2 protein-coding genes and 2 pseudogenes are annotated in these 2,156 nt (G+C 68.1%); 3 read left to right on the top strand and 1 reads right to left on the bottom strand.

Translation table 11 applies throughout. The features are described 5' to 3' along the window. Together IE260_RS40890 and IE260_RS43340 are read left to right on the top strand one after the other, a co-directional pair. Positions 1–363: SRPBCC family protein (locus IE260_RS40890; RefSeq protein WP_189881000.1), on the top strand; the 363-nt coding region annotated here is incomplete at its 5' end. Positions 364–1,004: 641 nt separating this feature from the next. Continuing rightward, a pseudogene (locus IE260_RS43340) lies at positions 1,005–1,193 on the top strand (transposase); the annotation flags it as partial. Positions 1,194–1,204: 11 nt separating this feature from the next. On the opposite strand, the pseudogene IE260_RS40880 reads toward IE260_RS43340, so the two are convergent. Next, positions 1,205–1,372, bottom strand: a pseudogene (locus tag IE260_RS40880) (IS701 family transposase); the annotation flags it as partial. Between the two features lie 212 nt (positions 1,373–1,584). On the opposite strand from IE260_RS40880, the gene IE260_RS40875 reads away from it, so the two are divergent. Further along, entirely contained in the window at positions 1,585–1,989 is a 405-nt protein-coding gene (locus IE260_RS40875) for a type II toxin-antitoxin system PemK/MazF family toxin (protein ID WP_189880999.1), read from the top strand. Positions 1,990–2,156 lie beyond the last annotated feature (167 nt).

The following is a 2,156-nucleotide window of genomic DNA, read 5'->3' as shown; positions in this document are numbered from 1 at the left end:
CTCATCGGCGGATTCGACGCCCTGCCCGACTGGCTCCCCTACATCCCCGAGAGCACCGCACTCGAAGGCGGCCGCGTGCGCCGGCTGAAGAACCCCGAGGGCGAGGTCATCATCGAACGCCTCGTCGACTTCAACGAAGCCGAACGCCACTACAGCTACGCCATCCTCCAGGCCCCGTTCCCCGTCAACGGCTACGTCTCCACCATCCGGGTCCACAGCGTCCCCGGCCGCGACGACGTCGCCGAGGTCCAGTGGTCCGGACGCTTCAACCCCGAAGGCGCCACCGAGGACGAGGTCGTCGACCTCTTCACCGGCATCTACCGCGACGGCCTCGACGCCCTCCACAAGACCCTCTCCGCCTGACACCAGGCCCATCACAACGCCCCACCACCCGGCCCGGGTAGGCACTCCGCAGACCCGGGCTGCGGTTCACGGGAACCGAAGCGGGCAGGCCGGGGCACCGGAACACCTGGTCTGCGCGGCGCTGTACCCTGCAGCGCCTGAAGGTCTGGCAGAACCTGCACCGCCACGCGCAGGCCCTCCGCAGGGCCCGCCGCATCGCGCTCGGAGGCATCGGCACCCTGGAAGCCGACTGGAACGCCGGCCGCCAGTACCTCGAAGGGCTCGACATCCCCCAACGAGGCCTACCGGACCGCACCAGCGGACCACCCGTACACCGCGTGGCTCGCTCCCGCCCTGCGACGCCGGCTCGCCCTCGAAGCCGGCTGCCTCCCGAACCCGAACGCCCGGGAAGACTGAAGGCGGGAAGGGATCAGTCCTTCAACAGCCGTGTCGCACCGGCATCCAGTCCACGGCGGACCGGATGCCGTCCTCCAGGGACAGCGTCGGCGTCCACCCCCAGCAACCGGCCGCCCGGTCGCTCTTGGTGTAGCCGCCAGCCACGTCACCGGGCCGCGGGTCGGTGTCAATGGTGGCCAGGGCGTGCCGACGACGTTGTTGAACGCCGCGCACAGCTCCCCAACCGTGGTGCCGGAGCCTGTGTCGAAATTCATCGCGATCGAACGCGTGGCCCCGTGAACCTGGGCGTCTTCCGCTACGTGGTCGAGCGCACGATCGCCTGGTTGCACGGCTTCCGCCGCCTCCGGATCCGTTGGGAACGACGCGACGACATGCACGAAGCGTTCCTCGGCCTCGCCGTCTGCCTGATCACCTACCGCCACGTCCAACGCCTTTGTTGGGACCTCTTGGCCCGGCCGAGCAGGTGCTGCATTCCATGCGGACTGGCCTGCCCGGCCCACTCGGCGATGCTCCAGCAGTTCTTGCGCCGCAGGTCCGACAGCAGCCCCAGCACCAAGTCCCGCACCCGACGCCGGGGTTACACCCTCGCGAACCGGCCCGCTATCCGGGACACCAGGACCTCGAACGCCTCCTGCCAGCGGGCAGGGTCTACGCTGTGACTCGCGGCCACCGCATGATCTTCAGTCTTCACACACCGATGATCAACGGTGGCCGTGCCCGTCTTCACCGCCCCTCGGTCACGACGTGCGAAGACGGGGCCGCATCCCTTCCGTGTCCCGCACTGGGCACGCAGCGTTCGCCCGCCGTCTCGTGCCAGGAGGACACATGCAACGCGGTGAAGTCTGGTGGGTCGACTTCGATGAGCGACGCCCGGTCGTGCTGCTCTCGGACGAGGAGTCATCCGGGTTTCAGGCGATGCAGGTCGTTGCGCCAGCGGGCGTCGACATCAGCGGCCTGGGCGTTGAAGTGGCCGTGGGAGCCCCGGAAGGACTGCCCTTCGAAGGCGTGCTGCGGTTCGCGTTCCCGCGTCCAGGCTTTACTCCGTGCACATGGCTGACCACCGTGGCCCGGGACGACGTGATCGAGCGGGCGGGCGTGTTGTCCTCCGTGAAGCTCAGCGAGGTTGAAGAAGCCCTCCGTGCCGCTGGAAAGAGGAGGGAGTGGACCCCGATGACGGCTGCCAGAATCAGCGAGATCAAAGATGCCCGCCGTCTCGAAGGACTCGAGTAGCGGACGCCTGTGCTGCCCAGCTCGATCCCGTCGACGACTGACCGCTGCCCCCTCTCCACCGCACTCCAGCAACAAGATCACGATCTACGGCTGGAGTACTAGTACTCCAGCAGGATTTCGCTGTCTGACCTGCGGATTTCGCCGGGCGGCTGGAGTGTAGTGGGCCG

Origin of the sequence: Streptomyces viridiviolaceus, from assembly GCF_014650995.1 — a bacterium.
Classification (GTDB): domain Bacteria; phylum Actinomycetota; class Actinomycetes; order Streptomycetales; family Streptomycetaceae; genus Streptomyces; species Streptomyces viridiviolaceus.
The sequence above is the reverse complement of the archived record's forward strand: the minus strand, read 5'-3'. Positions and strand labels throughout refer to the sequence as shown.